This is a genomic window from Sphingomonas astragali (genome assembly GCF_051400615.1).
GTDB lineage: Bacteria > Pseudomonadota > Alphaproteobacteria > Sphingomonadales > Sphingomonadaceae > Sphingomonas.
In genome coordinates, this window is record NZ_JBLFFH010000001.1 from 872349 (window position 1) to 895388 (window position 23040).

Sequence of the window (23040 nt, forward strand, 5' to 3'; positions counted from 1 at the left end):
CGTCCATGGACCAGGTTCCGATCAAGCGCGCGCTGCTCTCCGTCTCCGACAAGAGCGGCATCGTCGAGCTGGCCGAGGCGCTCGCCCGCCGCGGCGTCGAGCTGGTGTCGACCGGCGGCACGGCGAAGGCGCTGCGCGATGCCGGCCTGACGGTGCGCGACATCTCCGACCTCACCGGCTTTCCCGAGATGATGGACGGGCGCGTCAAGACGCTCCACCCGGTGGTGCACGGCGGCCTGCTCGCGGTGCGCGACAATGAAGAGCACGTCGCCTCGATGACCGAGCACGGCATCGGCGCGATCGACCTGGTGGTGGTCAACCTCTATCCCTTCGCCGAGACGGTGGCGAAGGGCGCGGACCGCGCCGAGATCATCGAGAACATCGACATCGGCGGCCCGTCGATGGTGCGCTCGGCGGCGAAGAACCATGCGGCGGTGGCGATCGTCACCGATCCGGCTGATTACCCTGAGGTGATCGCCGAGCTGGAAGCGGCAGGCGGCACCAGCCTCGCCACCCGCAAGCGGCTCGCCGCCAAGGCCTTTGCCGCGACCGCGCGCTACGATTCGATGATCGCCGGCTGGTTCCAGATGGTCGACCAAGGCCAGCCCTTCCCCGACAAGCTCTCGATCGTGATCGAGAAGGGACCGGAGCTCCGCTACGGCGAGAATCCGCACCAGAACGCCGCCTATTATGCCGACGCCGTCCCGAGCGCGCGCGGGATCGGCCAGGCGCGGCAGGTGCAGGGCAAGGAGCTCAGCTACAACAACTACAACGACGCCGACGCCGCGCTCGAGCTGGTCAGCGAGTTCCGCGACGCCGATCCGACGGTCGTCATCGTCAAGCACGCCAATCCCTGCGGCGTCGCCACTGCCGGTACGCTCGCCAAGGCCTATGCCGAAGCCTTCGCTTGCGACACGGTGTCGGCATTCGGCGGCATCATCGCGCTCAACCGCCCGCTCGATGCCGAGACGGCGCGCGCGATCACCGGCATCTTCACCGAAGTGGTGGTGGCCCCCGATGCCGACGAGGAGGCGCTGGCGCTGTTCGCGGCCAAGAAGAACCTCAGGCTGCTGCTGACCGGCGAGTTGCCCGATCCGGCACGCCTGGGGCTCACCGCCAGGTCGATCGCCGGCGGCTGGCTTGTCCAGACCCGCGACAACGGCGGCATCTCCGAACTCGATCTCAAGGTCGTCACCAAGCGCGCGCCGACCCCGCAGGAGCTCGCCGACTGCCGCTTCGCCTGGACGGTCGCCAAGCACGTCAAGTCGAACGCGATCGTCTATGCCAAGGATGGCGCCACCGCCGGCATCGGCGCCGGGCAGATGAACCGCCTCGAATCGGCGCGCATCGCCGCGTGGAAGGCCAAGGACGCCGCCGACAAGGCCGGTTGGGCCCAGCCGCGCACGATCGGTTCCGCGGTCGCCTCCGACGCCTTCTTCCCCTTCGCCGACGGGCTGCTGGCCGCGGTCGAGGCAGGCGCGACGGCGGTGATCCAGCCGGGCGGATCGATCCGCGACGAGGAGGTGATCGCCGCCGCCGACGAGGCGGGGCTGGCGATGGTATTCACCGGGATGCGGCACTTCCGGCACTAACGGCCGGTGGCGGCGGTCTCCTTGAGATCGATCGCCTCGGCGCGCGGCACCTTGCGGAACAGCGCACGATCTTCCGGGCCGAACGCCCATTTCCACAGCACGAAGATATAGGTGAGCGCGATCATCGGCTCGCCGATCACCAACTCGGCCCATTCGAAGCGCTTGGGCAAGGTTGTGAACACCCAGCCGACCACGATCGCCGCCAGTGCCGCCCATACCAGCGGCCAGCGCCAGCCGGCGACCGGCGCGTTCAGCAGGTGCGAGAGGAAGTTGGCCTTCACCACCGAACCGGCAAGCACCGCCACCATCAACGCCACCGCCACACCCGCTGCCTGATAGTTGATCGGCCAGCCGAGGCCGCGCATGGCCAGGATCAGCGCGAAGCTCAGCACGATCTGGAACAGCAGCACCCCGATCGACACCATCAGATTACGGTGGCGGGCGATATAGACCAGCGCCGATTCGCACACTGCACCGGTCGAGGCGAGCACCTCGGCGATGAGCAGGAAGGCGAGCGCGGCGGTGCCCGCGACGAACTGCGGCCCGACGATGCCCATCACCGCCTCGCCCGGGATCGAACCCATCAGCGCAAGGCAGCCCTGCGCCGCCATGATCCAGAAGCCGACCTGCCGCACCTGCTTGGCGACGGCGGCGCGATCACCCTGCTTGAGGCTCTGGGTGATGACGGGCCCGAGCACCGGATCGAAGCTGGTCTTAAGCTTCTGCGGCAGCGAGGCGACCTGCTGCGCCATATAATAGATGCCGACGATCGACGGCGCGAACATGATACCGAGGATGAAGCGGTCGACGTTGCGCGTCCCCCATTCGATCGCATCGGCGCCCGCGAGTGGGGCGTTGCGCCGCGCCAGCGCGAACATCGAGGCGAGGCGCGGCGACCAGCCATGGGGCAGGCCGTAGCTCTGGATGAACGGCACCAGCGACGCGGTCAGCGCCGCCAGCATCGACAGCACATAGGCGAGGATCAGCCCGTCACGCGACGAGACATAATAGAGCGCCCAGGCCGCGATGCTGATCGTCCAGGGCTCGACCACCGCGCGCGCGGTGACACTCGCCTGCACGTTCATGCGATAGGCGAGCGCGGCGAGGCTGACGTCCGACCAGGCGATCGCGAACACGATGCCCGGCAGCAGCCGCTCGAACCCGATGACGTGGCTGTTGGGATACATCGCCTGCGGGAAGGCGAACAGCACCGCCGATCCCAGCATCGAGGCCACGAACGCCACTGCCATCGCATCCCATACGACATGGGCGTGCGGCCGGTCGGTCGTGGTCAGCGCCTGCGCCAGTCCGCGCTTGAGACCGAGCGTCGCCACCATCGCCACGAATTCGACCACCAGCACCGCGAGCGCGAAGCGGCCGACGATCTCCGGCCCATAGAGGCGGCCGGCGATGAACAGGAACGGCAGGCGCGCCGCCAGCCGCAGTGCGAAGCCCACGATGTTGGTGCGCCCGCCCTTGGCAAGCGCGGCGATGTCCTGCCGAGATTCAGCCATGAGCGGCTACTTCACCAACCCCAGAGAGACGGAGATGCGCCTCACTCAATGCGCCGCGCCCCAACTCGGCCCCACGCCGATGTCGACGCCGAGCGGCACCGTCAATTCGACCGCCGGCTCGGCGGCACCGGCCATGACGTCGCGGATGACCGGCGTCGCCGCCGCGACGTCGTCTTCGGGCAGTTCGAACACCAGCTCGTCGTGCACCTGCATCAGCATCCGGACGCGCGGCAGCCCCGCCGCGGCGAGCGCCGGGCCGATCCGCGCCATCGCCCGCTTGATGATGTCGGCGCTGGTGCCTTGGATCGGCGCGTTGATCGCGGCGCGTTCCGATCCGCCGCGCTCGTTGGGATTGGGCGACTTGAGGCGCGGGAAGTGCGTCTTCCGCCCGAACAGGGTGGTGGTGTAGCCGCGCTCCTTCGCTTCGCGCAGCGTGTCGGCGATATAGCGGTTGATGCCGGGGAAGCGCTCGAAATAGCGGTCGATCATCGCCTGCGCCTCGTCCGGCGTCACGTCGAGCCGGCCGGCCAGCCCCCATCGCGAGATGCCGTAGAGGATCGCGAAGTTGATCGTCTTGGCCCGCCCGCGGGTGTCGCGGTTCAATTCGCCGAACAACTCCATCGCCGTCATGTTGTGGATGTCGTCGCCATTGAGGAATGCCTGGCGCAGCGGGTCGACGTCGGCGATGTGGGCAGCGAGCCTGAGCTCGATCTGCGAATAGTCGGCAGCGAGGATGACGTTGCCCGGCTCGGCGACGAAGGCGTCGCGGATCTGCCGGCCGACCTCGGTGCGGATCGGGATGTTCTGGAGGTTGGGATCGGTCGAGGACAGGCGCCCGGTCTGCGCGCCGGTCAGCGAATAGCTGGTGTGGACGCGGCCGGTCGCCGGATTGATCTGCGCCTGGAGTGCATCGGTGTAGGTCGATTTCAGCTTGGTGAGCTGGCGCCAGTCGAGCACCTTCTGCACCATCTCGCGTCCCGGCGAATCCTTGTCGGCGGCGATGCGCTCCAGCTCGTTGACGTCGGTCGAATAGACGCCCGACTTGCCCTTCCGCCCCCCCTTGATCCCCATCTTGTCGAACAGTACGTCGCCCAATTGCTTGGGGCTGCCGATCGTGAACTTGAATCCGGCGATGGCATGGATCTCGTCCTCGAGGCCGGCGATCTGGTACGAGAAATCGGTCGAGAGCTTCGACAGGATATCCGCATCGACCTTGACGCCCGCGCGCTCCATGCCGGCGATTACCGCCGGTAGCGGCCGGTCGACCATCTCATATACCCGCGTCACGCTCTCGAACGGCAGCCGTGGCTTGAAGCGGCGCCACAGCCGCAGCGTCACGTCGGCATCCTCGGCGGCGTAGCGGGTGGCGGCCTTGAGATCGACCTCCTGGAAGCCGAGCTGCTTCTTTCCCGCGCCAACAACGTCCTTGTAGGCGATGCAGCTGTGCGAGAGATGGGTCGCGGCGAGCTCATCCATGCCGTGGCCGTGCAGCCCCGAATCGAGGTTGAAGCTCATCACGATCGTGTCGTCATAGGGCGCGACCTCGATCCCGAGCCGGCCCAGTACGATGAGGTCGTATTTGAGATTGTGCCCGATCTTGAGCACGCCGGAGTCCTCGAGCAGCGGCTTCAGCCGAGACAGCACCAGATCACGGTCGAGCTGCACCGGCTTCTCGGCGAACATGTCGCTGCCGCCGTGGCCGATCGGGATATAGCAGGCCTGGTTCGGCGCGAGCGCGAGACTGACGCCGACCAGCTCGGCGCGAGTCGCGTCGACGCCCGTGGTCTCGGTGTCGATCGCGACATGGCCCTGGTAGCGCGCCTGCTCGATCCAACGATCGAGCACGGCCGCGTCCACCACCGTCTCATAGGCGTCGTGATCGCAGGGCGGATCTTCCTCCTGCGCGATCGGCAGCGTCGGCGTCTCGACCGGCGCATCCGCCACTGCCGAGAGCTTGGCGATCAGCGAGCGGAAGCCATGGTGCTCGAGGAAGGCGCGGAGCGGCGCGTCCGGGATGCCCTGGAGCTCCAGAGCGTCGAGCGGATCGGGCAGCGGCACGTCGCAGGCGAGCGTTACCAGCTTCCGGGAAAGTCGCGCCATCTCGGCATGTTCGATCAGGTTGTCGCGCAGCTTCCCCGGCTTCATGGAGGGCGCGGCGGCGAGCACGCCCTCGACGTCGCCATGTTCAAGGATCAGCTTGGCCGCGGTCTTGGGGCCGACGCCGGGAACGCCGGGGACATTGTCGACGCTGTCACCCATCAGCGCCAGCACCTCGCCGAGCTTGTCCGGGCCGACGCCGAACTTCTCGACCACCGCTTCCGGCCCCAGCCGGCGGTTGTTCATCGTGTCGTAGAGATCGAGCCCAGGCTCGATCAGTTGCATCAGATCCTTGTCGGAGCTGACGATCGTCACCTGCCAGCCCTGCGCCAACGCCGCCTTGGCATAGGAGGCGATGAGGTCGTCCGCCTCCCAGCCCTGCTCCTCGATGCAGGGCAGCGAGAAGGCGCGCGTCGCGTCGCGGATCATCGGGAACTGCGGCACCAGGTCCTCGGGCGCGGGCGGGCGGTGCGCCTTGTACTGGTCGTAGAGGTCGTTGCGGAAGGTATGCTCTGACTTGTCGAGGATCACCGCCATGTGCGTCGGCCCCTCGGCCTTGTGGAGCTCGTCGGCGAGCTTCCACAGCATGGTGGTGTAGCCATAGACGGCGCCGACCGGCTCGCCGTGCTTGTTGGTGAGCGGCGGCAGCCGGTGATAGGCGCGGAAAATGTAGCCGGAGCCGTCGACCAAATAGAGGTGGGGCATGGGCGAGGGATAGCAGGGGCGCGGCGCCCCTCAAACCCTTACGTGCGCCGGCTCACGTCGCGTCGTGAAAGATGATGCCGAGCGTGTGGCGTCGGCCGCTTCGCACCGTGGCGACGCCGTGGCGCATCGTCACGCGATAATCGCCGCGCGTACCGCTCACCGGCCGTTGGTTGACCGCGAACACCACCGCATCGCCTTGCCCCAGCGGCACGACATGCGCACGGGATTGCATCCGCGGGCGCTGCTCGGTCAGCACGAACTCGCCGCCGGCGAAGTCCTCGCTCGGCACGGACAGCAGGATCGCGACCTGCAGCGGAAAGACCTGCTCGCCGTAAAGGTCCTGGTGCAGCGCGTTGTAATCGCCGGCCCGGTAACGCAGCAGCAGGGGCGTCGGCCGGAGTTGCCCGGCTTCGTGGCAGCGAAGCACGAACTCGGTGTGCGTGCCGGGAAAACGCGTCAGCAGGCCCATCCGCTCGTGCCACCGGTTCGCGAGCGGCGCGAGGCGCGGATAGAGCGCGGTCCTGAGCGCGAACACCGCCTTCGGCAGGGGATAGGCGAAATAACGATACTCGCCGCGTCCGAAGCCGTGGCGCGCCATCACGACTTGGCTGCGGAAATGTTCGGGTTCGTCGTAGGATGCCGTGATCGTCCGGCAGGCGGCAGGGTCGAGCAGGCCGGGCAGGATCGTCCAGCCCTGTGCATCGAGATCGCCGGCAAGCGCCGGCCAGTCGTAGCGTTCCAAATCCATGGGCGGCGACCTAACGGCAAGATCGGACGCACGCTTCCCGCAGCTTGCGCGCGAACTCAGGCGCGGTCGGTCAGCGCGCGATCACCGTCGTCGCGGAGCCGTGGTTCGCCACTACGGCCCGCACCACCGCCTGCATCAATGCCTGGCGTTCGGGGATGGTGCGGGCGGTATCGCCGATCATGACCGCGATCGCATAGCTGCGCCCATCCGGCGCGGTGAGCAGGCCGACGTCGTTGTAGCCGGCGGTGCGGCTCAGGAAATTCTGCCCGGTGCCGGTCTTGTGGCCGAAGCTCCAGCCCGGCGGCACCGCGCCGCGCATCCGCTGCGGACCGGTCTTCGAGCTTTCCATCGTGCCGATCAGGTAGCTGGTCGATTCGGGCGAGAGCAGCGCGCCCCGCTTCAGCTTCGCCAGCGCCTCCGCGATCCCGCTGGGCGCAGCGCCGTCGATCGGATCGGCGACATAGTTCTGATAGGCGGCCTGGCGCACGCCGATCGGCAGCCTGGCGCGTGCCGCCTCGAACGCGCGGCCCATCGCATAGTCCTGCCGCCAGGTGAGCCCCGCCGTCCTCGACTGGAGCAGCCGCTCGCCGGGACCGAAGCGGACGTTCTCGATGCCGTGGCCGGCGAGGAAGGCGCGCACCGCCGCCGGCCCGCCGACATAGCGCAGCAGCTTGTCGTTGCAGGTGTTGTCGCTCATCGTCAGCGCGCGGCGAAGCAGTTCGCGCACGGTGGCGGTATAGCTGCCGTCCTTGAGCAGCGCGGCGATCGGCTGGTGGAACAGGGTGAGATCGGACCGGGTGATGGTCAGCCGGTCGTCAAGCGTGATGCGGCCGCGATCGACCGCGTCGAGCACCGTCATCGCCACCCACAGCTTGCTGACGCTCTGCTGCGGCATCGGACGATCGGCGTCGGCGCTGTCGACGGCCCAGCCGTCGTCGACGCTCTGCACCGAAATGCCGGCGAGCCCGTCGAAACGGTTGCGGAGCGCAGCGATGCTCGCCTTGAGCGCGGCCGGCGCCTCAATCCGTGGGGCCGCCGGCGGAACGGGTATGAGGGTCCGATAGCTCGGCGGCAGCAGGTCCCTGGTCTGCGCCGCCTGGTGCACGCCCGCGCCCATCAGCACCACCGGCGCCAATCCCGCCAGCGTCAATGCTCTCTCGAGCGCCGTAAATGTCGGTACGAACCCCACGCCCACTCTAAGCCCTTGCCCGTCGTCCCATAAAAGCCTCATCGCTGCCCCACCGCAAGAGTCTTGCTGAATTCCTGCGGCGAACCGAGTCGATATGGCGACAAAAAGGTGAACGGTTACGGAACGAGCACCGTATCGACGGGCTCGGGCAGCATCTCCGGATAATCGAGCGTGTAGTGGAGACCGCGGCTCTCCTTGCGGTGGAGCGCGGAGCGGACGATCAGCTCGGCGGATTGCAGCAGGTTGCGCAGCTCGATGAGGTCGGGCGTGACGCGGAAATGGCCGTAATAGTCGGCCACCTCCTCCTGCAGCATCTTGATGCGGTGCGCCGCGCGCTCGAGCCGCTTGGTGGTGCGCACGATGCCGACATAATTCCACATGAACCGGCGGATCTCGGTCCAGTTCTGCTTGATGACGACCTCCTCGTCCGAATCGGCGACGCGGCTCTCGTCCCAGGGGCGGATCGGCGGGGGCGGCGCGAAATCGTCCCAATGCGCGGCGATGTGACTGGCGACCGCCTCGCCGAACACGAAACATTCGAGCAGCGAGTTGGACGCGAGGCGATTGGCGCCGTGCAGGCCCGATTGGGTGCATTCGCCCGCGGCGTAGAGGCCGGGCAAGTCGGTCCGGCCGTCGCGGTCGATGACGATCCCGCCGCACGTATAATGCTGCGCCGGCACCACCGGGATCGGTTCCTTCGTCATGTCGATGCCGAGCCCCAGCAGCTTCTCGTGGATCGTGGGGAAATGCCCCTTCACGAACGCGGGATCGAGATGGCTGATGTCGAGATGGACGCAATCGAGCCCGAGCCGCTTGATCTCATGGTCGATCGCGCGGGCGACGATGTCCCGGGGCGCGAGCTCGGCGCGCGGATCGAAGTCCGGCATGAAGCGGTAGCCGTTCTCGGGCAGCAGCAGCTGCCCGCCCTCGCCGCGCACCGCCTCGGTGATCAGGAAGTTCTTGACCTCCAGATTATAGAGGCAGGTCGGGTGGAACTGCATCATCTCCATGTTGGAGACGCGCGCCCCCGCGCGCCACGCCATGGCGATGCCGTCGCCGGTTGCCCCCCGCGGAGCGGTCGAGAAGAGATAGGTGCGCCCCGCGCCGCCCGTCGCCAAGACGGTCGCGCGCGCGGTGAACAGCTCGACGCGCCCGGTCGCCCGGCTCACCGCATAAACGCCCCAGACGTTGCCGGCACCCGAATAGCGTGCCTCGTGCCGGCTGGTGGCGAGGTCGATCGCGACCATATCCGGAACCAGCGTGATGTTGGGATTGGCGTGCGCGGCCTTGAGCAGCGCCTCCTGCACCGCCCAACCGGTCGCGTCGTCGACATGGACGATGCGGCGGTGGCTGTGCCCGCCCTCGCGCGTCAGGTGCAGCGCGTTGCCGTCCGTGTTGAACGGCACGCCGAGTTCGACCAGCTTCGCGATCGCCCCCGGTGCGCCCTCGACCACCAACTCGACCACCGCGCGATCGTTGAGCCCGGCGCCCGCGATCATCGTGTCCTCGATATGGCTCTCGAAGGTGTCGCCCGGCTCCAGCACCGCGGCGATGCCGCCCTGCGCCCAGGCGGTGGAGCCCTCGTCGAGCCCGCCCTTGGCGAGCACCGTCACCTTGAAATGCTCGGCGAGGTTGAGCGCGGCTGTGAGGCCGGCCGCACCCGACCCGACGATCAGGACATCAGCGGAATGAGGATCGGGCACTCGACCTCCGTTCGGGCTGAGCCTGTCGAAGCCCTGCCCTTTCTGGGCGGGTTAGAAGAAGTAGCGGCGCTTCGACAATCCCGGATCGGGGTCGCGGAGCGAACGGGAGGGAGAAGGATCAGCCATTCGCCGCGCGCGTCAGGCTCAGGAACACGTCCTCGAGATCGGGCTCGCGGGTCGAGACGTCGACGATGCCGTAGCCGTCCTGCGTCACGGCGGCGAGCACCTGGCCGGCATTGGCCTGGTCCTTGCGGTAGGTGATCGACAGCACGCGCGCGCCCTTGGCCTCGATCTTCTGAAAGCAGGCGGCGGACGGCGGCGTCGTGACGTCGCGGTCGACGGTGACCTCGACCATCTTCTCCTGCGCCTTGCCGACCAGCTCGCGGGTCGGCTCGTTGGCGATCAGCCTGCCGTGGTTGATGATCGCGATGCGATCGCACAGCTCCTCGGCCTCCTCGAGATAATGGGTGGTCAGCACCACCGTCACCCCGCCAGCGTTCAGCTCGCGCACATAGGCCCAGAGCTGCTGGCGAAGCTCGATGTCGACGCCCGCGGTCGGCTCGTCGAGCACGAGCACCGGCGGGCGGTGCACCAGCGCCTTCGCTACCATCAGCCGCCGCTTCATGCCGCCCGAGAGGGTACGGGCATAGGCGCCCGCCTTGTCCTCCAGATGGACGGCGCGCAGCAGCTCCATCGAACGGCGCAGCTCCTTCCGCACGCCGTAGAGCCCGGCCTGGATCTCCAGCGTCTCGAACGGCGTGAAGAAGGGATCGAACAGGATCTCCTGGTTGACGATCCCGATCGAGGCCTTGGCGTTGCGCGGATGCTCGCCGATGTCGAAGCCCCAGATCGACGCGCTGCCCGAGGTCTTGTTGACGAGGCCGGCGAGGATGTTGATCAGCGTCGACTTGCCCGCGCCATTGGGGCCGAGCAGCCCGAAGATCTGCCCGCGCGGCACCTCGAAGCTCACCTCGTCGAGCGCGCGCTTGCCGCCCTGGTAGGTCTTCGAGAGCTTGGAAATGGCGATGGCGGCGTCGGTCATGGGCGTCATCTAGGTCGCTGCGCGATCGCAATCAAATCCTGACTCGTCAGGCCGGACTCGGTCCGGCATCCACCGCGCCACGACAGGACGAGGTACGCGACGGCACGGTGGACCCCGGAACAAGTCCGGGGTGACGAAGGGGTTTCGGCTTGCTAATCGCACACTCATGATCGCTCCGCCCGAAGTCATCCGAGTCTCCAGCCCCCGCGTCGCGTGCGACGGCACCGGCGAGGGCCTCTCCGCCGCGCTCGGCCATCCGCGCGTGTATCTTCAGATCGACGAGCATGGCTATGTCGACTGCGGCTATTGCGACCGCCGCTTCGTCCTGATCGGCGGACCCGCCGATGGGGTCGATCCGAGCACGCTGCCCGACATCTCGTCTGGCGCGAGCCTCTGACGCACCTATATCGGGGCGCATGACCGTCGCTCCCGATCCCCGCTCGTTCCTCTATCGCGAGGGACTCGATCCCGACGCCGCCCAGCGCGTCACCGCCGAGGCGCTCGCCCGCGCCGAGGACGGCGAGCTCTACCTCCAGTACCGCAAGGCCGAGGCGTTCGGCTTCGACGACGGGCGGCTCAAGACCGCGAGCTACGACACCCATGCCGGCTTCGGCCTACGCGCGGTCTCCGGCGAGACGACCGCCTTCGCTCATGCCAACGAGCTGACCGAAGCGGCGATCAAGCGCGCCGCCGCGACCATGGCGCTGATCGATTCCGCCGCCGGCCCCCGTGCCGCGCCGCCGCGGCCCACCAATCGCCACCTCTACACCGACGCCGATCCGCTCGACCTCGTGCCCTTCGCCGACAAGGTGAATCTCTGCCAGACGATCGACGCCGCCGCGCGCGCCCGCGATCCGCGCGTCGCGCAGGTCTCGGTGTCGCTGCTCGGCTCGTGGAGCGTGGTCGAGATCGTACGGCCCGATGGCTTCGTCGCCACCGACGTGCGGCCGCTGGTGCGGCTCAACGTCACCATCGTCGTCGAGGCGAACGGCCGGCGCGAGAGCGGCACCTTCGGCACCGGCGGGCGCACCACCTATGATCGGCTGCTCGATCCCGCCACCTGGAACCGCGCGATCGACGAGGCGCTGGCGCAGGCGCTGGTCAACCTCGATGCGGTGCCGGCGCCGGCGGGCGAGTTCACCGTGCTGCTGGGGCCGGGCTGGCCCGGCGTGCTGCTGCACGAGGCGGTCGGCCACGGTCTGGAAGGCGACTTCAACCGCAAGGGCAGCTCGGCCTTCTCCGGTCGCATCGGCGAACGCGTCGCCGCGCGCGGGGTGACGGTGGTCGACGACGGATCGATCCACGACCGCCGCGGCTCGCTCAGCATCGACGACGAGGGCACGCCGACGCAGGAGAACGTCCTGATCGAAGACGGCATCCTCAAGGGCTATATCCAGGACCGCCTCAACGCCCGGCTGATGGGCGTCGAGCCGACCGGCAACGGTCGCCGCGAGAGCTTCGCCCATGCGCCGATGCCGCGGATGACCAACACCTTCATGCGCGGCGGCAGGGACGATCCCGCCGAGCTGCTCTCCCGCGTCAGGAACGGCATCTTCGCCAAGAGCTTCGGCGGCGGATCGGTCGATATCGTCTCGGGCAAGTTCGTCTTCTCCTGCACCGAGGCCTATCGGATCGAGAACGGCAAGCTCGGCGCGCCGCTCAAGGGCGCGACGCTGATCGGCGATGGGCCGACCGTACTCACCAAGGTGACGGGCATCGGCGACGATATGGCGCTCGACGAGGGCGTCGGCATGTGCGGCAAGGGCGGGCAGAGCGTCCCCGCCGGCGTCGGCCAGCCGACGCTGCTGGTGGAGGGGCTCACCATCGGCGGAACGGCGATGTGAGCAACCGGCCGAATCAGCGCCGCCGTCCGTTTCGCCAGTTCACGACAAATTCAAGCGACGGACCTATCCTGACCCCATGAAGACGATCCTCTTCCCCTTCGCGCTGGCGGCAGCGCTCGCGACGCCGGCGATCGCTGCTCCCGCTTCGATCGAGCTGCAGCAGGTCCAGCGCCACTTCGCCGCGGTCAACACGATGACCGCGTCCTTCAGCCAGACCGACCGCGCCGGAAAGGTGCTGACGGGCACGCTCTCGCTCAAGAAGCCGGGCAAGGTGCGCTTCCAGTACGAAAAAGGGGTGCCCTATCTCGCCGTCGCCGACGGCAAGTCGCTGTTCTTCATCGACTATTCGGTGCGCCAGGTGTCGCGCTGGCCGATCGGCAACTCGCCGCTCCGGGTGCTGCTCGATCCGAACAGCGACATCTCCGGCATCGCCAGGGTGCAGCCCACCGCCAATCCCGACATCGTCAGCGTCGAGGCGCACGATCCCAAGCATCCCGAATACGGCCGCATCACGCTGATCTTCGCGCGCAATCCCGCGGCGCCGGCGGGATTGATGCTGCAGGGCTGGGTCGCGCTCGATTCCCAGAACAACCGCACCACCATCCGGCTCAGCAATCAGAAGTTCAACGTGCCCGTCAGCGACGGGACGTTCCGCTGGAACGATCCGCGGAGGCAGGGCGGCCGCGGATAGCCGCCTGTTCATTCTGGTGACAGGAACCCCGAGCTAACAGCGGTATTGCGGAGGCGGGGTTTCCGTTCGGGATTTTCCCCCTGTTGCCCGGGCCAGTGGCCTCGCCTCCTGCCTGCGTGACGAACGCTGGTTGGCCCTCGCTCCAAGCCCCCGGAGCGGGGGCCTTTCCTTGTCGGCCCGCCGGCACCTCGCTACATCGGCGCGCACATGGCCGACACGCTCTCGATCGCTTCCTGGAACATCAACTCCGTCCGCTTCCGCATCGACATCGTCGAACGGTTCCTGCGCGAAGAGTCGCCGGACGTCCTGTGCCTGCAGGAGACCAAGGTGATCGACGCCGATTTCCCCGCCGCGGCGTTCCGCGCGCTCGGCTATGACCATGTCGTCATCCACGGCCAGCGGATGCACCATGGCGTCGCGATCGTCAGCCGGGTGCCGCTCGCCGAGGACGACCGGCTCGACTGGCAGGCGAACGGCGAGGCGCGGCACGTCGGCGTGCGGCTGGCGAACGGGCTCAGGCTCGAGAACGTCTATGTGCCGGCCGGCGGCGACATCCCCGACCGCGAGGTCAATCCCAAGTTCGGACAGAAGCTCGATTTCCTTGCTCGGATGACCGAATGGTCGGCGACGCTGGATGTGCCGACGCTGCTGGTCGGCGACTTCAACGTCGCGCCGCTCGAATGCGACGTCTGGAACCACAGGGCGCTGCTCGACGTGGTCAGCCATACGCCGATCGAGGTCGAGGCGCTCGGTCGGCTGCAGGCGGCGCACGGCTGGGTCGATCTCGGCCGGCATTTCCATCCGGCACCGGCGCGGCTCCATACCTGGTGGAGCTACCGCGCCAAGGACTGGGCCGCGTCCGACCGCGGGCGGCGGCTCGACCATATGTGGGCGAGCGCGGAGGTGGCGGCGGCGGCCGTGGCGCATCGCGTGTGCGAGCCGTGCCGCAGCTGGCTCAAGCCCAGCGACCATGTGCCCATCGTCACCGAGTTCGCCCTGTGAACGACGGCGCGAGCGATCCGCGCGCGGCCGCCCGGGCGATCGACGCCCTGCGCCGCGGCTGGCCGGTCGCGATCGACGGCCTTGCATTGCTCGCGATCGAGACCGCCGATGCCGGGCGGCTCGCCGAGTTCGATCGCGATGGCACCGCGCCGGTGCTGCTGTCCGCCGGGCGCGCGCAGACGCTGAAGCTCGCCAATCAGCGCGAGGCGGCGGTTCCCGATGCGCCGGTGTGGGTGGAGCGCTCGCCATGGCTCGATTTCGCTGCCGCGACCGCGCTGGCCGATCCGCAGTTCGACCTGGCGACCCCGCTCAAGGGACCGTTCCGGGCCGTGCCGGTCACCGCGCCGGAGGCTTCGGCGGCGGCGCTGCGGCTGGCGCGGATCGCGGGCATCCTGCCGGCCTTCTTCGTCCGATCGCGCAGCGCGGTGGAGGTCGCGATCGCCGCCGCCGACATCGACGCGCATGAGAGTCCCGCACGCCTCGCCATCGCCACACGCGCACGGCTGCCGGTCGAGGCGGCCGAGAGCAGCGAGATCGTCGTCTTCCGCAGCCCCGAATCGACCAGCGAGCACGTCGCGCTGATCATCGGCCAGCCCGACGGCACGCCGCCGCTGGTGCGGCTGCACAGCGAATGCCTGACCGGCGACGTGCTCGGCAGCCTCAAATGCGATTGCGGGCCGCAGCTCCACGAGGCGCTGCGGCGGATCGAGGGCGCCGGCTGGGGCATCCTCCTGTACCTGCGGCAGGAGGGGCGCGGGATCGGTCTCGTCAACAAGCTGCGCGCCTATGCGCTGCAGGACCAGGGCTTCGACACGGTCGACGCCAACACGCGGCTCGGCTTCGCGATCGACGCGCGCGACTTCGGGGTCGCGGCGCGGATGCTGAGCCTGATCGGCCCGCGCACGGTGCGCCTGCTCACCAACAATCCCGCCAAGGTCGCGGGACTGGAGGCGCACGGCATCGCCGTCAGCGAGCGCGTGCCGCTGGCGTTGCCGCCCAACCCGTTCAACGAGCGCTATCTCGCCACCAAGCGCGACCGCACCGGGCACCAGCTCTGATCCTCGACAGGGTGCGCCGCACAAAAATTTCGCATCGGAAATGAAACAGTCGCGCGTTGAAGCGTTATCCTGACAAGTCGAAACGATCGGAGAGCACCGATGTACGCGGGTCTCAACAGGGCAGAAGATGGCGCGCCGGCCTGGTTTCACGCCGGCTACAACCTGCTCTACCATGATGACGGCGTGAACCACTGCCCCGGCTGCGGCAAGCAGCAGTGGCTGATCGGACGCGTGATGGCCGAATGCGCCTTCTGCGAGACGGCGCTGCCGCTCGAGCACGCCTTTCGCTATCAGCTGACGCCGGACGCCGGGACCCAATAACATCACGCCAGCAGGCGGGCGACCTCGGCGAAATCGTGCGCGATCGCGTCGACGCCGATCGCGCGGAGACGGGCATCGTGGCCGGGGCCGCAGTGGCTGCCGGCGCACAGGCCGATGACATAGGCCCCCGAAGCGACCGCGCCGGTCGCGCCGACCGGCGAATCCTCCAGGATCGCGATCCGCTCGATCGGAACGCCGAGCCGTGCCGCGCCGTGGAGATAGAGGTCGGGCGCCGGCTTGCCCCGCGTCACATGCTCGCGACCGCTGTAGAGATGGTCGCCGAACGCATCGGCGAGGCCGAGGTGCGCGAGGTGGCTGCGGATCCAACGCGTCGAGCTCGACGAGACGATCGCCTTGGGCAGCTCCGGCGGCAGCGAGCGGACGAAGGCGACCGCCCCCAGCACCTCGCCGATGCCTTCACGCATCACCCGCTCGTCCTCGGCAGCGCGGACGGTGTGGAAATCCTCCGGCAGCGGCCGCCCGATCCAGCGCTCGACGGCGCCGTAGAATTCGGTGCCGGACAGGCCCATGAAATTGGCCATCGATTCTTCGGGCGTGGTCGGATGGCCGATGCCGGTCAGATAGGCGGCGACCTGGGCGTTGCCGGCATATTCGCTCTCGACCAGCACGCCGTCGAAATCGAACAGCAGCGCGTCGAAGCGGACGGCGATCGGATGCGAGAAGGACTGGACGCCGAGATCGGCCATTACATGCGACTCCCGAACAAAGCTGTGCCGACGCGGATATGGGTAGCGCCGAGCATCACCGCGACTTCGAAATCCTCGCTCATCCCCATGCTGAGCCCAGGCAGTCCCGCATCGCGCGCCATCTTCGCCAGCAGCGCGAAATAGGGCGCCGCCTCGACGCCGGCCGGGGGCACGCCCATCAGCCCTGCGACCGGCAGGTCGGCGGCACGCGCCTCGGCAAGCAGCGCCGGCAGGTCATCGATCGCGCAGCCGCCCTTCTGCGGCTCGTCGCCGATGTTGACCTGGATGAAGCAGTCGGGCCGGCGGTCCGCCCGCTCCATCGCCTTGGCGAGCGCGGCGACGAGCGAGGGCCGGTCGACCGAATGGATCGCGTCGAATAGCACCACCGCATCCGCCGCCTTGTTCGACTGGAGTTGGCCGACGAGATGGAGCGCGATGCCGGAGGCCGCCTCGCGCAGCGCCGGCCATTTCGCCGCCGCCTCCTGCACGCGATTCTCGCCGAATACGCGATGGCCGGCGTCGATCAGCGGCCGGATGGCAGGAGCGTCTTGGGTTTTCGATATCGCAACCAGCGTCACCTCGCCCGCCGAACGGTCGGCAAGACCGGCGGCGCGGACGATTCGGTCACGGATCGCGGCGAGGCGGGCGGAAGCGTCGTCGGTCGGCATTGCGCGCGCTATAGGGTGAGGAATGCGCCGCCGCCACCCGATCCCTCGCGTCTGGATGATGACCGACGAACGGATCGGCGACGAGCTGTGGGATGCGCTTGCGCGGCTGCCGCGGGGAAGCGGTGTGGTGTTCCGCCACCATGGCCTGCCCGAGGCGGAACGGCGCGGGATTTTGCGGAAGGTCGCGAAGGTCACGGGTCGGCGGAGACTGGTGCTGCTCGCGGCGGGCGGGCTCGAGGGCCGCGACGGCGTCCACAACGGCCGGCGGGGCCGCGGTCTGCTCAGTTGGTCGGCGCACAGCCGGCGGGAGGCGGTCGCCGCGGTGCGCGCGGGTGCGCACCTGCTGTTCGTCTCACCGGTGTGGCCGACACGGTCGCATCCGGGTGCACGGTCGCTCGGGCGCGTGCGGCTGGGGCTGATGATCCGGAATCTGCCAGTGCCGGTGATCGCACTCGGCGGCATGACGTCGAAGCGGTTCAAGGCCTTGAAGCCGCTTGGTGTTTATGGCTGGGCGGGGATCGATGCGTGGCTGCGCTGCCGGGGTCCGCGACAGACTTGAACCGTCATGCCGGACGTGTTCCGGCATCCACTCCGTCACGAAGACCGGCGGCGAGATTCCAGCTGGAGCCTTGAAACCCTCCCTTGGTCGCCCGCTAGCCCCCGGAACAAGTCCGGGGTGACGAAGTGCATGGGAGGAACGACTCCTCAGAACCTGAAAGCGGTTCCGACATAGACCGACTGGCTGTCGCGCCGGTCGTCGGTGAGCTGCGTCAGGCGCTCACGTTCGCTCTTGTAGCGAACGCCTGCGGTCAGATCGAGGTTGCGGGTCAGGCTGTAGGAGCCGCCCACGTCGATCGAATAGCTCGGCTGCTCGGCGATCAGACGCGGCTCGCTCCGGCTCGGGCGGTCCGCCCCCGCCTTCACGCGGCCGCTGAACTTGCGTCCGGTGTAGGACAGGCCGAGGTCGACCGATTCGCGGCTGCCCGGCTGTCCGGCGAGATCGACCTTGGCGAGATCGCCCGACAGCGCGAATCGCTTCCAGCCCACCGCGACGCCGAGGTTGTAGGCGATCGGCGCCAGCGCCACCGGCGAAGCGGCGGCGCTTGGCAGGCGATCGGTCGCGGCCGCCGTCTGGGTCGAACGGGCGCGGACCGCGACGGTCACGGAACGGTTGCTCGACCGATTCGCCCCCGAGGGAGTGAATCGGAAGCCGCTGCTGGTGACGCCCGCACGCGCCAGCACGGCGGCCAGACGCGGGTCGGCCGAAGCAGGGGTGAAGGAGCCGATTCCGGCGTTCATCTGGGTGTGTGGCTTGCGTGCGATGTTGCGCCCGTCGTTCGCGCCCATCGCCGGCGCGATCGCGCACACGCCGGCGAACGCCGACGCGGCTAGGATCCCGGCAATGACACGACGCGTCGTCATACGATTCCTCTTCTACGATTCCCGCCTACCACAATCCCGCCGCAATGTTCCATGGCAGCGAATGTTTTTCCCTATAGTGTTGCAGCTTATCCACAGCCCCGGCCCGGCTTGCTCCGGCGCGCGCAGCTTCTATAGAAGCATGTCGCTCTTTTCGGACCCGAGGACCCGCCGATGACCGCCCGTTCGCGTACCCTGTTGCTGCTGAGCGTCGCGCTCATCCCGCTCGCCGCCTGCAGCCGTGGCGGCGAGCGTCCCCAGGCCGATCTCGCCGCGAGCAAGATCACGACGATTGGCGTCAACAGCTATCTGTGGCGCGCCAGCCTCGACACGCTGAGCTTCATGCCGCTGCTCCAGACCGATTCGAACGGCGGCGTGATCGTCACCGACTGGTATGTGAACCCCAATTCGCCGACCGAGCGGATGAAGGTGACCGTCACCATCCTCGACCAGGACCTGCGTGCGGATGCGGTGCGGGTGGCAGCGCTCCGCCAGGTCAACCAGAACGGCCAATGGGTCGACGCGCCGGTGCAGGCGGCGACGGTGCAGAAGCTCGAGGACATCATCCTCACCCGCGCCCGCGACCTGCGCCGCGGCGCGATCACGAACTAAGCGTTGCGGCGCCGGCCCGCTCCCTACCCGGCCACCCAACGGCAGTATCCTATGGTGGTTGGGTGGGGAGCGGGCCGGCGCCGTAGACCAACGGAGTTGAGCCAGGAATGTCGCGCTTCAACGCGCTGAAGACCGATGCCGCGTGGCAGAAGGTGTGGGACGAGCGCCGCACCTTCGCCGCCGACGATGCGTCCAACAAGCCCAAGAGCTACGTCCTCGAGATGTTCCCCTATCCGTCGGGGAAGATCCATATGGGGCATGTGCGCAACTACACGATGGGCGACGTGCTCGCGCGCTACCGGCGTATGAAGGGCATGGAGGTGCTCCACCCGATGGGGTGGGACGCCTTCGGTATGCCGGCCGAGAATGCGGCGATGGAGAAGGGCGTGCACCCCGCCGCCTGGACCTATCAGAACATCGCGACGATGAAGGCACAGCTGAAGCGCCTCGGCTTTGCGCTCGACTGGACCCGCGAACTCGCGACCTGCGACCCCGGCTACTACGGCCATGAGCAGGCGCTGTTCCTCGACCTGCTCGACGCCGGGCTCGTCTACCGCAAGGAAAGTGCAGTCAACTGGGACCCGGTCGACATGACCGTGCTCGCCAACGAGCAGGTGATCGACGGCAAGGGCTGGCGCTCGGGTGCGACGGTCGAGCGGCGCAAGCTGAGCCAGTGGTTCCTCAAGATCACCGATTTCGCCGACGAGTTGCTCGACGGCCTCGGCACGCTCGCGCATTGGCCCGACAAGGTCAGGCTGATGCAGGAGAACTGGATCGGCAAGAGCGAGGGGCTGCGGTTCCGGTTCAGGCTCTCCGACGGCGGCGACGTCGAGGTGTTCACCACCCGGCCCGACACGATCTTCGGGTCGAGCTTCGTCGCGATCGCCGCCGACCATCCGATCGCGCAGGCGCTGGCGGCGGAGAATGCGGAGATCGCCGCGTTCGTCGAGCGCTGCAAGGAAGGCGGCACCAGCGCGGCCGAGATCGAGACGCAGGAGAAGCTGGGCTGCGACACCGGCCTTCGGGCGACGCACCCCTTTGATCCAGAATGGAAACTCCCGGTCTACATCGCCAATTTCGTGCTGATGGACTATGGTACGGGCGCGGTGTTCGGCGTGCCGGCACACGACCAGCGCGACTTCGAGTTCGCGACCAAATACGGCCTGCCGATCCGCCGGGTCGTCTCGGATGGCGACAAGACCGCGCCCGAATTCCACGAGAGCGAGGCCTATGGCGGCCCGGGCACGCTGGTGAACTCGCATTTCCTCGACGGGATGGACGTCGCCGAGGCCAAGCGCGCGGTGATCGAGCGCGCCGAGGCAGGCGGCTGGGGCCAGGGTACCACCGTATGGCGGCTGCGCGACTGGGGCGTCTCTCGCCAGCGCTATTGGGGCACGCCGATCCCGATCATCCATTGCGAGCGCTGCGGCCCGGTGCCGGTGCCGCGCGACCTGCTCCCCGTCGAGCTGCCCGAGGACGTGAGCTTCGACGTGCCGGGCAATCCGCTCGACCGTCATCCGACCTGGAAACACGTCGACTGCCCGCAGTGCGACGCACCGGCGCGACGCGAGACCGACACGCTCGACACCTTCGTCAACTCGAGCTGGTACTTCATCCGCTTCGCCAGCCAGCCGGCCGACAAGCCGTTCGACCGGACGGTTGCCGAGCAGTGGCTGCCGGTCGGGCAGTATATCGGCGGCGTGGAACATGCGATCCTCCACCTGCTCTACGCCCGCTTCTGGACGCGCGCGCTGCGCCGCGTCGGCCGGCTCGACATCGCCGAGCCGTTCGCCGGCCTGTTCACCCAGGGCATGGTGACGCACGAGACCTATCAGGATCCGGCCGGCAACTGGCTGGCACCCGACGAGGTCAAGGGCGGCACGGTGGCAGCGACGGGCGAGCCGGTGACGGTAGGCCGCGTCGAGAAGATGTCGAAATCGAAGAAGAACACCGTCGATCCCTCGCCGATCGTCGACCAGTACGGCGCGGACGCGGTGCGGTGGTTCATGCTCTCCGACTCGCCGCCCGAACGCGACCTGCCGTGGAGCGAGGCCGGTATCGAAGGCGCCTGGCGCTTCGTCCAGCGGCTGTGGCGGCTGGTCGACGGCATCGAGCCTGGGGAGGGCAGCGATGCCGAGCTCGACCGCAAGCTCCACCGCGCCATCGCCGGCGTCGCCGAGGACATCGAGGCGCTCGCGTTCAACAAGGCCGTCGCCAAGATCTACGAGCTGGTCAACGCGATCGAACGCGCCGCCCCCTCCGCCTCGCGCACCGCCGCCGTGGCGACGCTGGTGCGGCTGGTCGCGCCGATGACGCCGCATCTCGCCGAAGAAGGCTGGGCGCGGCTGGGGCAGGAGGGGCTGGTCGCCGATGCCGAATGGCCGGCGGTCGATCCCGCGCTGTTGATCGACTCGCAGGTGACGATCGCGGTGCAGGTCAACGGCAAGCTGCGCGACACGCTTACCATGCCCAAGGGCGCGCCCAAGGACGAGGTGGAGGCGGCTGCGCTGGCCTCGGCCAATGTCGTGCGCATCCTGGAGGGCAAGGCCCCGCGCAAGATCATCGTGGTGCCCGACCGTCTGGTGAATCTGGTCGCATGAGGATCGCGGCGGCCCTGCTCGCGCTCGCGGTGCTTTCCGGATGCGGTCTCAGGCCGCTCTATGGCGGTGCGGAGAGCGCCTCGCGCACGATGCTGGGCAGCGTGCAGGTCGCACCGATCCAGGGACAGCAAGGCTGGCTGGTCGCCAAGGAGCTCAGGGACCGTTTCTCGGCGGTCGATGGCGGCACGGCCCGCTACCGGCTCGAGGTGAAGCTGGACGACGACATCACCGGGCTCGGCGTACGCCGCGACGACGCGATCACGCGCGAGCGCCGCACGCTGCGTGCGCGTTATCAACTCGTCGATCTTGCCAACGGACAGGTCGTGCTCGACGCCACCGCAGGGTCGGACGCCGGCATCGATGTGGTCGGTTCCGAATATGCAACGATCGCCGCCGAGCAGTCGGCGCTGGAGCGGCTCGCAGGAATCGTCGCCGACCAGATCGTCGCGCGACTCGCGCTTTACGCCGAGCGCAGCGCCAGGCAATGAAGGCCAACGCCGCCCAGATCGGCAGCGCGATCGATCGGGCAGGCAGCAGCGGCGACGTTCGCCTGTTCCTGCTCCACGGTCCCGACGAGGCGGGCGCGATGGATTATGCCGAACGGCTCGGCCGAGCGATGGGCGAGGCCGAGCGGGTTGACCTCGACGGCACGATGCTGAAGGGGCAGCCGGGGCGGCTCGCCGAGGAAGCGGCGTCGCTGTCGCTGTTCGGCGACAAGCGCTGGATTCGCGTGACCGGCATGGGAGAGGAATCGGCCGAGGCGGTGCAGCTGCTGCTCGACGCGCCGATCGCGGGCAATCCCGTGGTGGCGATCGCGTCCGGAGCCAAGGCCACCGGCAAGCTCGTCAAGGCGGCGATCGCCGCATCCAGCGCGATGACGCTCGCCTGCTACCCACCTGAAGGCCAGAATGCGGCGCGACTGGCGGCGGGAATCGCGCGCGAGCACGGCCTGCGCCTGATCGGCGACACCGCGGCGACGATGTTCGACGCGGCGGGCGGCGACCGTGCGGTGCTGACGCGTGAGATCGAGAAGCTCGCGCTCTACCTCGACGCCGCGCCTGACCGGCCGAGGGACGCCGATGCCGTTGCCCTGGCGGCGATCGGCGCGAATTTCGACGAGGCGGAGATGGCGACGGCGGTCGAGGCGGTCATCGACGGACGGTCGGCTGATCTTGGCCGCGAGTTGGCGGCGCTCGCCGGCGCCAATATGGAAATCCCGATGCTCCGCGCGCTGGCGCGGCGGCTGGTCGCACTCGCCGAGATGCGCGGCGAGGTCGAGGCCGGTGCCTCGCCCGATATGGTGGTGGAGCGGCATCGCGTATTCTGGAAGGAAAAATCGAGCACGATCAAGGCATTGCGGAGATGGGATGCCAGACAGGTCGCCGCGGCGCTGGAACGGGTGCGGCGCGCCGAACGCGGCGTGATGGCCGGCGGGAGCACGATCGGCTCGGTCGGCGCTGCCCACGACTTGCTCACCATCGCGCGGGCCGCGGCGCGGCTCTGAGAACCTGCCGCACTCCCGTTGGAC

21 protein-coding genes are annotated in these 23040 nt (G+C 68.4%); 12 read left to right on the top strand and 9 right to left on the bottom strand.

The features are described from left to right. Nucleotides 1–5: 5 nt before the first annotated feature. Nucleotides 6–1592, top strand: coding sequence for a bifunctional phosphoribosylaminoimidazolecarboxamide formyltransferase/IMP cyclohydrolase (gene purH, locus ACMGER_RS04435; protein WP_436810895.1), 1587 nt, complete (start codon nucleotides 6–8; stop codon nucleotides 1590–1592). Here purH and ACMGER_RS04440 read toward each other — a convergent pair. The 6 genes from ACMGER_RS04440 to ACMGER_RS04465 form a co-directional block, all read right to left on the bottom strand. Further along, nucleotides 1589–3106 (bottom strand): lipopolysaccharide biosynthesis protein, encoded by a 1518-nt coding sequence (locus ACMGER_RS04440; protein WP_436810896.1) that lies wholly within the window; start codon nucleotides 3104–3106, stop codon nucleotides 1589–1591. The two genes, purH and ACMGER_RS04440, sit on opposite strands and share 4 nt — an antisense overlap. Nucleotides 3107–3151: 45 nt before the next feature. Then, on the bottom strand, nucleotides 3152–5908 hold the full coding sequence (gene polA / locus ACMGER_RS04445) for a DNA polymerase I (RefSeq protein WP_436810897.1): 2757 nt from the start codon (nucleotides 5906–5908) through the stop codon (nucleotides 3152–3154). Nucleotides 5909–5960: 52 nt separating this feature from the next. Further along, a complete protein-coding gene (locus tag ACMGER_RS04450; RefSeq protein WP_436810898.1) occupies nucleotides 5961–6656 on the bottom strand; it encodes a 2OG-Fe(II) oxygenase in 696 nt (231 codons plus the stop codon). A 70-nt stretch (nucleotides 6657–6726) separates the two neighbouring features. Beyond that, nucleotides 6727–7887 (bottom strand): serine hydrolase, encoded by a 1161-nt coding sequence (locus ACMGER_RS04455; protein ID WP_436810899.1) that lies wholly within the window; start codon nucleotides 7885–7887, stop codon nucleotides 6727–6729. A 74-nt stretch (nucleotides 7888–7961) separates the two neighbouring features. After that, nucleotides 7962–9548 carry an L-aspartate oxidase gene (nadB, locus tag ACMGER_RS04460; protein ID WP_436810900.1) on the bottom strand — a complete coding sequence of 529 codons (1587 nt, stop codon included), beginning with the start codon at nucleotides 9546–9548 and terminating at the stop codon, nucleotides 7962–7964. 118 nt (nucleotides 9549–9666) lie between these two features. Beyond that, nucleotides 9667–10590, bottom strand: a complete 924-nt coding sequence (locus tag ACMGER_RS04465) for an ABC transporter ATP-binding protein (RefSeq protein ID WP_436810901.1) — start codon at nucleotides 10588–10590, stop codon at nucleotides 9667–9669. Nucleotides 10591–10756: 166 nt separating this feature from the next. On the opposite strand from ACMGER_RS04465, the gene ACMGER_RS04470 reads away from it, so the two are divergent. From ACMGER_RS04470 to ACMGER_RS04495, 6 genes are all read left to right on the top strand, one after another. Continuing rightward, nucleotides 10757–10987: a zinc-finger domain-containing protein gene (locus tag ACMGER_RS04470; RefSeq protein WP_436810902.1), complete on the top strand. Its 231-nt coding sequence runs from the start codon at nucleotides 10757–10759 to the stop codon at nucleotides 10985–10987. 19 nt (nucleotides 10988–11006) lie between these two features. Further along, entirely contained in the window at nucleotides 11007–12434 is a 1428-nt protein-coding gene (tldD, locus tag ACMGER_RS04475; RefSeq protein ID WP_436810903.1) for a metalloprotease TldD, read from the top strand. A gap of 76 nt (nucleotides 12435–12510) precedes the next feature. Further along, the gene (locus tag ACMGER_RS04480; protein ID WP_436810904.1) at nucleotides 12511–13125 is read left to right on the top strand and encodes a LolA family protein; all 615 of its coding nucleotides are present in this window, start codon (nucleotides 12511–12513) and stop codon (nucleotides 13123–13125) included. A 207-nt stretch (nucleotides 13126–13332) separates the two neighbouring features. After that, the gene (locus ACMGER_RS04485; RefSeq protein ID WP_436810905.1) at nucleotides 13333–14127 is read left to right on the top strand and encodes an exodeoxyribonuclease III; all 795 of its coding nucleotides are present in this window, start codon (nucleotides 13333–13335) and stop codon (nucleotides 14125–14127) included. Further along, nucleotides 14124–15185, top strand: coding sequence for a GTP cyclohydrolase II (gene ribA, locus ACMGER_RS04490; protein ID WP_436810906.1), 1062 nt, complete (start codon nucleotides 14124–14126; stop codon nucleotides 15183–15185). The genes ACMGER_RS04485 and ribA overlap by 4 nt, the downstream gene beginning before the upstream one ends. Before the next feature lie 99 nt (nucleotides 15186–15284). Further along, nucleotides 15285–15506 carry a hypothetical protein gene (locus tag ACMGER_RS04495; protein ID WP_436810907.1) on the top strand — a complete coding sequence of 74 codons (222 nt, stop codon included), beginning with the start codon at nucleotides 15285–15287 and terminating at the stop codon, nucleotides 15504–15506. Nucleotides 15507–15508: 2 nt separating this feature from the next. Here the strand turns inward: ACMGER_RS04495 and ACMGER_RS04500 are convergent, their stop codons facing one another. Further along, nucleotides 15509–16213 (bottom strand): HAD family hydrolase, encoded by a 705-nt coding sequence (locus ACMGER_RS04500; protein ID WP_436810908.1) that lies wholly within the window; start codon nucleotides 16211–16213, stop codon nucleotides 15509–15511. Next, complete coding sequence (locus tag ACMGER_RS04505; protein ID WP_436810909.1) at nucleotides 16213–16881, bottom strand: YggS family pyridoxal phosphate-dependent enzyme; 669 nt, start codon at nucleotides 16879–16881, stop codon at nucleotides 16213–16215. The genes ACMGER_RS04500 and ACMGER_RS04505 overlap by 1 nt, the downstream gene beginning before the upstream one ends. 22 nt (nucleotides 16882–16903) lie before the next feature. On the opposite strand from ACMGER_RS04505, the gene ACMGER_RS04510 reads away from it, so the two are divergent. After that, a complete protein-coding gene (locus tag ACMGER_RS04510) occupies nucleotides 16904–17440 on the top strand; it encodes a thiamine phosphate synthase (RefSeq protein WP_436810910.1) in 537 nt (178 codons plus the stop codon). A 146-nt stretch (nucleotides 17441–17586) separates the two neighbouring features. Here ACMGER_RS04510 and ACMGER_RS04515 read toward each other — a convergent pair whose 3' ends face one another. After that, nucleotides 17587–18303, bottom strand: a complete 717-nt coding sequence (locus ACMGER_RS04515) for a hypothetical protein (protein WP_436810911.1) — start codon at nucleotides 18301–18303, stop codon at nucleotides 17587–17589. 171 nt (nucleotides 18304–18474) lie between these two features. Between ACMGER_RS04515 and ACMGER_RS04520 the strand changes: the two genes are divergently transcribed. The 4 genes from ACMGER_RS04520 to holA all read left to right on the top strand — a co-directional run bounded on the left by ACMGER_RS04520 (nucleotide 18475) and on the right by holA (nucleotide 23016). Continuing rightward, nucleotides 18475–18912 carry a DUF3576 domain-containing protein gene (locus ACMGER_RS04520; protein WP_436810912.1) on the top strand — a complete coding sequence of 146 codons (438 nt, stop codon included), beginning with the start codon at nucleotides 18475–18477 and terminating at the stop codon, nucleotides 18910–18912. Nucleotides 18913–19019: 107 nt separating this feature from the next. Beyond that, on the top strand, nucleotides 19020–21512 hold the full coding sequence (leuS, locus tag ACMGER_RS04525; protein ID WP_436810913.1) for a leucine--tRNA ligase: 2493 nt from the start codon (nucleotides 19020–19022) through the stop codon (nucleotides 21510–21512). Further along, nucleotides 21509–22000 carry an LPS assembly lipoprotein LptE gene (lptE, locus tag ACMGER_RS04530; RefSeq protein ID WP_436810914.1) on the top strand — a complete coding sequence of 164 codons (492 nt, stop codon included), beginning with the start codon at nucleotides 21509–21511 and terminating at the stop codon, nucleotides 21998–22000. Before leuS ends, lptE begins: the two co-directional genes overlap by 4 nt. Further along, a complete protein-coding gene (gene holA / locus ACMGER_RS04535; RefSeq protein WP_436810915.1) occupies nucleotides 21997–23016 on the top strand; it encodes a DNA polymerase III subunit delta in 1020 nt (339 codons plus the stop codon). Before lptE ends, holA begins: the two co-directional genes overlap by 4 nt. Nucleotides 23017–23040: the final 24 nt, after the last annotated feature.

Bases quoted from the DNA above. Each gene is read 5' to 3' on its own strand.
- purH (WP_436810895.1), top strand. From the start codon at position 6: ATGGACCAGGTTCCGATCAAGCGCGCGCTGCTCTCCGTCTCCGACAAG.
- ACMGER_RS04440 (WP_436810896.1), bottom strand. From the start codon at position 3,106: ATGGCTGAATCTCGGCAGGACATCGCCGCGCTTGCCAAGGGCGGGCGC.
- polA (WP_436810897.1), bottom strand. From the start codon at position 5,908: ATGCCCCACCTCTATTTGGTCGACGGCTCCGGCTACATTTTCCGCGCC.
- ACMGER_RS04450 (WP_436810898.1), bottom strand. From the start codon at position 6,656: ATGGATTTGGAACGCTACGACTGGCCGGCGCTTGCCGGCGATCTCGAT.
- ACMGER_RS04455 (WP_436810899.1), bottom strand. From the start codon at position 7,887: ATGAGGCTTTTATGGGACGACGGGCAAGGGCTTAGAGTGGGCGTGGGG.
- ACMGER_RS04465 (WP_436810901.1), bottom strand. From the start codon at position 10,590: ATGACCGACGCCGCCATCGCCATTTCCAAGCTCTCGAAGACCTACCAG.
- ACMGER_RS04470 (WP_436810902.1), top strand. From the start codon at position 10,757: ATGATCGCTCCGCCCGAAGTCATCCGAGTCTCCAGCCCCCGCGTCGCG.
- tldD (WP_436810903.1), top strand. From the start codon at position 11,007: ATGACCGTCGCTCCCGATCCCCGCTCGTTCCTCTATCGCGAGGGACTC.
- ACMGER_RS04480 (WP_436810904.1), top strand. From the start codon at position 12,511: ATGAAGACGATCCTCTTCCCCTTCGCGCTGGCGGCAGCGCTCGCGACG.
- ACMGER_RS04485 (WP_436810905.1), top strand. From the start codon at position 13,333: ATGGCCGACACGCTCTCGATCGCTTCCTGGAACATCAACTCCGTCCGC.
- ACMGER_RS04495 (WP_436810907.1), top strand. From the start codon at position 15,285: ATGTACGCGGGTCTCAACAGGGCAGAAGATGGCGCGCCGGCCTGGTTT.
- ACMGER_RS04500 (WP_436810908.1), bottom strand. From the start codon at position 16,213: ATGGCCGATCTCGGCGTCCAGTCCTTCTCGCATCCGATCGCCGTCCGC.
- ACMGER_RS04505 (WP_436810909.1), bottom strand. From the start codon at position 16,881: ATGCCGACCGACGACGCTTCCGCCCGCCTCGCCGCGATCCGTGACCGA.
- ACMGER_RS04510 (WP_436810910.1), top strand. From the start codon at position 16,904: ATGCGCCGCCGCCACCCGATCCCTCGCGTCTGGATGATGACCGACGAA.
- ACMGER_RS04515 (WP_436810911.1), bottom strand. From the start codon at position 18,303: ATGACGACGCGTCGTGTCATTGCCGGGATCCTAGCCGCGTCGGCGTTC.
- ACMGER_RS04520 (WP_436810912.1), top strand. From the start codon at position 18,475: ATGACCGCCCGTTCGCGTACCCTGTTGCTGCTGAGCGTCGCGCTCATC.
- leuS (WP_436810913.1), top strand. From the start codon at position 19,020: ATGTCGCGCTTCAACGCGCTGAAGACCGATGCCGCGTGGCAGAAGGTG.
- lptE (WP_436810914.1), top strand. From the start codon at position 21,509: ATGAGGATCGCGGCGGCCCTGCTCGCGCTCGCGGTGCTTTCCGGATGC.
- holA (WP_436810915.1), top strand. From the start codon at position 21,997: ATGAAGGCCAACGCCGCCCAGATCGGCAGCGCGATCGATCGGGCAGGC.